The following is a 7,213-nucleotide window of genomic DNA, read 5'->3' on the forward strand; positions in this document are numbered from 1 at the left end:
TGATCGCGCGCGTTGATGTCGAGCGGAACGCGCGGCTGCACGGTCGGTCATCCGCCGTTGAGCAGCGCGGATTTCAATCGCCAGACCACAGTCCCCGTGTGCGCTACACGCCACCGGTGCGGACGGCACGTCGTACACGTCGATGACGCAGCGCGACGACCGGCTGGACGGTCGTCGCGACGGGACGGCTTCAATGTCAACAAGCGCGACATGCTGGGCAGCAGCAGCGCGAGCACGAACCTCGCCACCGGTGACCCGGACCTGCGCTGGTGCGACACGAACTACGCCAACTGCGTGTACAACTCGGCGACCTACACCTATCCGAACGACGTGCGCTACACGGCGCAGGCGTACACTCACCAACCGTACTACTACACGATCAACGTCGCCGAATACTGCACCACCGCCGCGCTGACGACGTGCGTGACGACGGCCGTGGGGGCGCCGGCGCCGGCCGGCTATCCGTTCCCGGCCAGGTCTGCGGCTCGACAGCACGGCACTGACGAATTGCCAGTCGAAATACGTCGGCAGCTTCAAATACCCGCGCTTTTCGAATCCGAACGGCGGCGTGGTCGCCGCCTACGGCACCATCACAGATCGTGTTGGCGCTCTTCGCCGCGCACACCTGCGAGACGGCGTTGCCGCCGAGGTAGGCGGCGATGCTGCCCTGCGTGCCGATGTCGCCGGCGATGGTGGAGGCGACCGACGTGCTACTTGCCGACTTGCCGAACGTGCGGTCGGACGCGATCAGCGTCGTGCCGCCCAGCTTCGTGCCGGCGGCCAGCACCGTGCGGCTGCTCGCGAACTTGCTGTTGCTCGCCGTGCCCGACACGGTGATCAGGGCGGTGGCCGGTTGCGCGGCGATCGCGACGGTCGCCGGCGCGTCCACCGTGATGGCCCAGCCCGAGCGGCTGCTGTCCGTCAGGACCGAGCACACGCCGATGGACTTGCTGCTCGTGCCGCTCGCGCAGTCGATCGGGACGACGGCCACCACGTTGTCGGTGCCCAGCGTGATGCCGTAGGTCGAGCAGGCCGGCACGCCGTAGCCGGACACCGGCGTGCGCACGCAGGCCAGGTACTGGTTCGTGAGACCCGTCTTGGCGATGATCGAGGCCGCGAGCGCGGTCGCGACCGTCGCCTGCTTGCCGACCGTGTCGGTGCCCGTCGCCGCCGTCACGGCACTGTTGGTGATGACGACGGTGCCGCCCGATTCGGCGACGGACACGCTGTTGATCGCGATGGCGCCGGCGGACGCCGACGTGCCGATCGTGATGGTGCCGTAGGCGGCGACCACGCCGCCGTTCGGATTCGAAAAGCGCGGGTATTTGAAGCTGCCGACGTATTTCGACTGGCAATTCGTCAGTGCCGTGCTGTCGCACCAGCGCACCTTGGCCGGGCAACGGATAGCCGGCCGGCGCCGGCGCCCCCACGGCCGTCGTCACGCACGTCGTCAGCGCGGCGGTGGTGCAGTATTCGGCGACGTTGATCGTGTAGTAGTACGGGTTCGTCGTGTACGCCTGCGCCGTGTAGCGCACGTCGTTCGGATAGGTGTAGGTCGCCGAGTTGTACACGCAGTTGGCGTAGTTCGTGTCGCACCAGCGCAGGTCCGGATAACCGGTGGCGAGGTTCGTGCTCGCGCTGCTGCTGCCCAGCATGTCGCGCTTGTTGACATTGAAGCCGTCCGTCGCGACGACCGTCCAGCCGGTCGTCGCGCTGCGCGTCATCGACGTGTACGACGTGCCGTCCGCGTGCACCGGTGGCGTGTAGCGCACACGGGGACTGTAGTACTGGCGATTGAAATCCGCGCTGCTGAACGGCGGATGACCGACCGTGCAGCCGCGCGTTCCGCTCGACATCAACGCGCGCGATCTGCACGTCGTGCTGTCGTCGATGTAGTCCGGCGTGAACGTGCTGGCCATCGAGCCCGAGTTATCGTACAGGAGCATCAGGTTCGGCTTGACGTTGCCGGTGCCGTCGACGTTGAGCAGCGGAAGCTGGGCGATACTGGTCACGGCCGCGCCGGCGGCGCCGGCCAGCAACAGGGCGGCGAGGCCCAATAGAGCGAAGAGTTTTTTCATGGTGGACAGGTCATGCGCCGATCAGGACGATCATCTGGTTGGTCACGTTGGCACCGCGGCCGCCGGTGATGCGCGCCGTGATCACGTAGTGCAGCTGCGGCGTGCCGGCGTACGACGGCGCGTCGGACGCGAGGCTGTCGCCCGCCGCCACCGTGGTGCCCAGCGTGGCCGCGTTGGCGGCCGTCTGCATGCAGCGGTTCGTCCCGCTGTACGCGCCGGTCGACGCGCACAGGCGGTGGATGACGTATTCGATCTGCGTGCCGTCGTCGCCGTCCATCGTCCGGCTGCCGTTCCAGAACCCCGCGTCGCGCGGCTGGCTGGCCGCGTCCCACGTGGCGACGTAGCCGTTCGCCGTATCGTCCTGGTTCAGCGCCGCCTTGTTGGTCCTGGCCGTCTGGCTCAGCCAGGAAAACGCCGTGTGCAGGCCGAGGTCGGCCTCGCGGCTCAAGGTCGTGTCGTACGCGAGGTTGCCGGTCGTGAGCGCGGTCGAGTGCACCGACCTGAGCAGGTACACGCTCCCCAGCAGCATCACGGCCAGGATAATCAGGATGACCGGCAGCGCCATGCCGCCTGTCCGCGCGTGTCGCCGGGTCGTCATGGATTCGGCCTCCAGCCCGCGTTGCGCAAGGTGACCACCGTCTCGAACGCGCGGTAGCGGTAGCAGCGCCAGTCGAGCGGATCGCCGGTCACCGCGACGTTCACCGTCACGGGCGCGGCGGCCACGCCGGCGGGCGCGTCGTCGGCGGACACGACCGGCTGCGCGGTCGTCGTCGTGCAGGCCGCGCCGGCCGCCGGCCGTTCCACGGCCTTGCTGCGGGCGACGATGGCCAGCCGCACGGCCGCGATGTGCTGCCAGTCGGCGGCGTCGCCGGCCGTGCCCGAGCCGTCGGCATCGATCATCGCGGCCGACCACCGGTTCACCTGCAGGCCGGCCTGCGGCTGGAACGCGCCGCCGGTGCGCGTGTCGAAGCCGTACTGCGCCTTGATCGAGACGATGTCCTCGGCTACGGTCGAGGGCTGCGCCGCGGCGTCGTCCGGTCCGGTCGCCTGCAGCTGCAGATAGCCGTCCGCCACCGACCAGGAGCGAAACGCGAGGCTGTCGACGGGGCCGAGGTCGAACACGCGCGCCCCGTAGCCCTTGAAGGTCGCGCTGGGCGTGCCGCCGTTGAAGCGCATGCCGGCATCCGCCGCCACCTGCACGCGGGTGGCGGTCGGATCGCTGTCCGAACGCTGCACCAGCAGGCAGTCGCCGCCCGGCTGCTCCGGCGCGACGACGAGCGCGTCGCCCTGGTTGAAGCCGTAGACGATGCGGTCGACATCGAGCTGCGTGGCGCCCGCCGCAGCATCGCTCGTCAGCCGAAGCGTGGGCGTGCCGCCGATCGAGGTGCCGGCGTAGAACGTGACGCGGTCCGGATCGGCACCGTGTGCCTCGATCACGACGGCGGCCAGCGGCGTCACGTCCGTGGTGCCGCGGGTGGCCGGCGCCAGCTGGTACCCCTTGGTGTCGCTGAACTGGGTATTGCAGCCGGCGATGATCGGGTCGTTCAGGCCATAGCCCGCACTGCGCGCGTCGTTACTGACCGCGAACAGCGCGACCATCCCGTTCTGCATTTCGTCCGACCCGCCCAGCGCCGCATTGCGCGTCCGCTCGGCGCCGCCGACCATGCGCAGCGCGAACAACAGCGCGAGCAGGCCGATGACCACGCTGACCATCAGCTCGACGAGCGAGAAGCCGTGCCGGCGGAGCTCTGGTGCGCGGATCATGTCGCCGCCGCCAGGTACGCGACGACGCGGTGCGCGTTCTGCGCCGCGCCGGTCTTGCGGGTCCAGGAAATCGTGATCTCGACGCGCGTGCGGCTCGTCGCCGGCGTGACCGCCACGGCAATCGCCGCGTTCGGGATGCGTGCGCGCGTCTCGTCGTACCACGCCTGCAGGCGCGCGGTCGGCGTGCCGCCCGCATCCAGCGCGTAATCGCCCGCGTTCGGGAGGTCGACGGCCATGGTGCCCAGCAGCTTGTCGGCCGCGATGGTGGCCTCGGCGCGCATGCCGGCGTCGGCCAGTGCGCTCATCGACCGGGCCTGCAGGCCGATGGCGCCCAGCAGGCCGATGGCCAGCAGCAGCGCGGCCACGATGGCTTCGATCAGGGCCATGCCCCGCTGGCGGCGCGCGATCATGGCGGGCACCCGCGCACGTCATGCGCCGCCGCGGACGGATCGCAGATGGTGGCGATGCCCGCCAGCGTCAGCACGACGGCCAGCGGCGCGAAGGCGTGCGCGCGGGTGAGCGAGGGCGCGAGCTCGATGCGCGCCAGGCGCGGCGCGACGGCCGTGTCGACCCAGCCCAGCGGCGTGAAATACACCTCGGTGGCGCCGGACGGGTTCACGGCCAGGGCCAGGTCGCGCCCGCCGGGCATCGCCTCGGCGCTGCGGCCGATCGAACGGAACGCCTGGTCGGGATCGGGATCCCCGTCGGCTGCCGTGGTCGCGGTCGACCAGGTGCCGGTGTCGCCGTTGCACGGGATGCCGGAGGTCGGAAAGCAGATGTCGACGCGCCAGTCCATCTTGCCGTTGGCAGCGTTCTCCGCCAGCACGAGGCGGCTGTGGCTGTTGTGCGCGATCGCGGTATTGCGCGCGAGCGCGAAACCGTCCTGGTAGAACACGGCCGCCGCCAGCGCCTTGCGGCCCAGCAGCCAGTCCGACATCGACGGCAGGCCGACGGCGAGCATGATGCCCATGATCGCGACGACGACGAGGGCCTCGATGAGTGTGAAGCCGCGCGCCCGCGGCGGTCGTGTCATTGCACGCACTGTCCGCCCTTGCGGTCGATCCAGCACGACGTGCTCGTGCCCCACCCGGTCGGCGCGGCAGTGGTGGCGCGGTTGCCGTTCTGGTCGATCGTGTAGACGAAGCCCGCCACCGGGCCGGCACCCGTCGCCGTCACGATGTAGGCGGACGCCGTGGCGCCGCTCAGCGTGAAGGTGAAATTGGCGCTGTTCTGCGGCAGCCTGGTCGAAGCCGTCGTACGTGTGCGGGCTGCCGCTGTTCCAGTAATCCTCGGCGGCCGTCGGCACGCTGCCCAGTCCCGAAAAGGCTTCGGTCAGGCGCGCGCGCGTCACGTAGTCGCGGTAGGCCGGCATCGCGATGGCGCTGAGGATGCCGACGATCGCCACGACGACGAGGATCTCGATCAGGGTGAAGCCACGTTCGCGCCGGGCAGACAAGAAGCGAGTTTCCATATACTTCGGGTTAAACATTCTCCGTACGACAATATTAGCGCAGCCTTGCGTGTCGTGGCCGGAAAAATGCGCCAAATCGGCCTTTGTTACACAAAAACGTCGCGTCGCGAGCGACGCGCAGCGTAAAAATTGCCAAACTTTTACAAGGGTTTGTCGGTTTTACAAGCGCTTGCAGGACTGCGGCGGCGCGCGTTCCTGTTGCCGATTCCGAAACTTTCGCGTTATGTTCCTGGTTTGACCGCGCACTGCCGACGATCCGGCGCGCCATCGGATGCACGGGGCCATCCCCCGGCACCACACTGGAGACACTATGCGTTCCCTTGCCATCGCCGCGCTGTGCGCGTGCACCCTCGCCCACGCGGCCAGCCGCACGGACAATGTCGACGTCTTCATCGGCACCGGCGGCGACGGCCACACGTTCCCGGGTGCGACGCGGCCGTTCGGCATGGTGCAGACTGAGCCCGGACACCCAGGTGCGCCACTTCCGCCAGAGCTATCCGTGGGCGGCCGGCTACCGCTACGAGGACGATTCCATTCTCGGCTTCTCGCACACGCATTTCTCCGGCGCGGGCCAGCTCGGACCTGGGCGACGTCCTCCTGATGCCGACCAGCGGCGACGTCAAGCTCGAACCGGGTTATCCCGAGCGCCCGTTCAGCGGCTACCGCTCGCGCTTCTCGCACAAGGACGAGCATGCGGAGCCGGGCGATCACGCCGTCCGGGCTGCTGGACAACGACGTCGACGTGGAGCTGACGGCCAGCGAGCGCGTGGGCCTCCACCGCTACCGGTTCAAGCCGGGCGCGGACGCGCACGTGATCCTCGACCTGCGCTCGAGCATCTACGACTGGTCCGGCAAGAACCTGTGGTCGCGCCTGCGCCTGCGCGGCAACGACACCGTCACTGGCATGCGCGAGACGCGCGGCTGGGCGCCGGGGCGGAAGTTGTACTTCGCCATCCGGTTCTCGCGGCCGATCGTCGGCCACCAGTTGCTGAACCGCGAGGAAGGCGTCGAATACAAGGGCTTCGCGGCGCCGGGCAAGACGCCGGCCGACAAGGTCCTCGTGGAAGGCAAGGCGCTGGAGGGCACGTTCGACTTCGGGCAGCCGGGCGACGCCACGGTGCTCGTGAAGGTGGCCGTATCCGCCGTCAGCGAGGACGGGGCGCTGGCGAACCTCGCCGAGATGCCGGGCTGGGACTTCGACGCCGAGCGCCGGCGCGCGCACGACGCGTGGGAACAGGCGCTGGCCGCCGTCGACATCGATGCGCCGCCCGCCATGAAGCGCATGGTATACACCAGCCTGTATCACGCCATGCTGGCCCCGAGCCTGTTCATGGACACGGACGGCAAGTACCGCGGCCCCGACAACGAGGTGCACGAAGCGCAGGGCTTCCGCTTCCACTCCACGTTCTCGTTGTGGGACACCTACCGCGCGCTGCATCCGCTGCTGACGCTGATCCAGCCGGAGCGCCGCAACGTGGACTTCGTGCGCTCGCTGATCGAATCGCAGAAGGCCAGCCCGTACGGCATCCTGCCCGTGTGGCAGTTCGCCGGCCAGGAGACATGGTGCATGATCGGCTACCACGCGGTGCCCGTGATCGCCGACGCGTACATGAAGGGCTTGACGGGATTCGACGCCGGCGAAGCGCTGCGCGCGATGACGTCCAGCGCGGAATACGGCCCGTACGGCGGCCTGCAATACTACATGAAGCTGGGCTACGTGCCGATCGACCTGGAACCGGAAGCGGCGTCGAAGACGGTCGAATACGCGTTCGACGACTGGACCATCGCGCGCATGGCGGACAAGATGGGCCGCCGCGACGTCGCCGACCGAGGTGCTGGATCATCCAACTAACTCCTCCGTTTTAACCTTAGCAATACGTAACTGAACGAGTAGGTTACA

8 protein-coding genes and 1 pseudogene are annotated in these 7,213 nt (G+C 68.7%); 4 read left to right on the forward strand and 5 right to left on the reverse strand.

Features of this window, described 5'->3' with window-relative positions:
• Nucleotides 1–379: 379 nt before the first annotated feature.
• Nucleotides 380–1,387: a hypothetical protein gene (locus tag ACWNCF_RS05185; RefSeq protein WP_449406274.1), complete on the reverse strand. Its 1,008-nt coding sequence runs from the start codon at nucleotides 1,385–1,387 to the stop codon at nucleotides 380–382.
• Nucleotides 1,388–1,617: 230 nt separating this feature from the next.
• Between ACWNCF_RS05185 and ACWNCF_RS05190 the strand changes: the two genes are divergently transcribed.
• Nucleotides 1,618–1,767 carry a hypothetical protein gene (locus ACWNCF_RS05190; protein WP_449406275.1) on the forward strand — a complete coding sequence of 50 codons (150 nt, stop codon included), beginning with the start codon at nucleotides 1,618–1,620 and terminating at the stop codon, nucleotides 1,765–1,767.
• 321 nt (nucleotides 1,768–2,088) lie between these two features.
• Here ACWNCF_RS05190 and ACWNCF_RS05195 read toward each other — a convergent pair whose 3' ends face one another.
• Genes ACWNCF_RS05195 through ACWNCF_RS05210 form a run of 4 tightly spaced genes read right to left on the reverse strand, consistent with a single transcriptional unit; the run spans nucleotide 2,089 to nucleotide 5,313 of the window.
• Nucleotides 2,089–2,676, reverse strand: a complete 588-nt coding sequence (locus tag ACWNCF_RS05195) for a pilus assembly PilX family protein (RefSeq protein ID WP_449406276.1) — start codon at nucleotides 2,674–2,676, stop codon at nucleotides 2,089–2,091.
• Complete coding sequence (locus ACWNCF_RS05200; protein WP_449406277.1) at nucleotides 2,673–3,842, reverse strand: PilW family protein; 1,170 nt, start codon at nucleotides 3,840–3,842, stop codon at nucleotides 2,673–2,675. The genes ACWNCF_RS05195 and ACWNCF_RS05200 overlap by 4 nt, the downstream gene beginning before the upstream one ends.
• Nucleotides 3,839–4,252 (reverse strand): prepilin-type N-terminal cleavage/methylation domain-containing protein, encoded by a 414-nt coding sequence (locus ACWNCF_RS05205; RefSeq protein WP_449406281.1) that lies wholly within the window; start codon nucleotides 4,250–4,252, stop codon nucleotides 3,839–3,841. The genes ACWNCF_RS05200 and ACWNCF_RS05205 overlap by 4 nt, the downstream gene beginning before the upstream one ends.
• A complete protein-coding gene (locus ACWNCF_RS05210) occupies nucleotides 4,249–5,313 on the reverse strand; it encodes a prepilin-type N-terminal cleavage/methylation domain-containing protein (protein ID WP_449406278.1) in 1,065 nt (354 codons plus the stop codon). Before ACWNCF_RS05210 ends, ACWNCF_RS05205 begins: the two co-directional genes overlap by 4 nt.
• Nucleotides 5,314–5,623: 310 nt before the next feature.
• On the opposite strand from ACWNCF_RS05210, the gene ACWNCF_RS05215 reads away from it, so the two are divergent.
• The 3 genes and pseudogenes from ACWNCF_RS05215 to ACWNCF_RS05225 all read left to right on the forward strand — a co-directional run bounded on the left by ACWNCF_RS05215 (nucleotide 5,624) and on the right by ACWNCF_RS05225 (nucleotide 7,165).
• Nucleotides 5,624–5,914 carry a hypothetical protein gene (locus tag ACWNCF_RS05215; protein WP_449406279.1) on the forward strand — a complete coding sequence of 97 codons (291 nt, stop codon included), beginning with the start codon at nucleotides 5,624–5,626 and terminating at the stop codon, nucleotides 5,912–5,914.
• A pseudogene (locus ACWNCF_RS05220) lies at nucleotides 5,914–5,970 on the forward strand (hypothetical protein); the annotation flags it as partial. The gene ACWNCF_RS05215 and the pseudogene ACWNCF_RS05220, both read left to right, overlap by 1 nt.
• A 34-nt stretch (nucleotides 5,971–6,004) precedes the next feature.
• Nucleotides 6,005–7,165 (forward strand): GH92 family glycosyl hydrolase, encoded by a 1,161-nt coding sequence (locus ACWNCF_RS05225; RefSeq protein ID WP_449406280.1) that lies wholly within the window; start codon nucleotides 6,005–6,007, stop codon nucleotides 7,163–7,165.
• Nucleotides 7,166–7,213: the final 48 nt, after the last annotated feature.

The sequence above is a fragment of the Massilia phosphatilytica genome, from assembly GCF_977014125.1.

What these genes read in the sequence shown, in the direction of transcription:
- ACWNCF_RS05195 (WP_449406276.1), bottom strand. Translation starts at nt 2,676, where the DNA reads ATGACGACCCGGCGACACGCGCGGACAGGCGGCATGGCGCTGCCGGTC.
- ACWNCF_RS05200 (WP_449406277.1), bottom strand. Translation starts at nt 3,842, where the DNA reads ATGATCCGCGCACCAGAGCTCCGCCGGCACGGCTTCTCGCTCGTCGAG.
- ACWNCF_RS05205 (WP_449406281.1), bottom strand. Translation starts at nt 4,252, where the DNA reads ATGATCGCGCGCCGCCAGCGGGGCATGGCCCTGATCGAAGCCATCGTG.
- ACWNCF_RS05210 (WP_449406278.1), bottom strand. Translation starts at nt 5,313, where the DNA reads ATGGAAACTCGCTTCTTGTCTGCCCGGCGCGAACGTGGCTTCACCCTG.
- ACWNCF_RS05215 (WP_449406279.1), top strand. Translation starts at nt 5,624, where the DNA reads ATGCGTTCCCTTGCCATCGCCGCGCTGTGCGCGTGCACCCTCGCCCAC.
- ACWNCF_RS05225 (WP_449406280.1), top strand. Translation starts at nt 6,005, where the DNA reads ATGCGGAGCCGGGCGATCACGCCGTCCGGGCTGCTGGACAACGACGTC.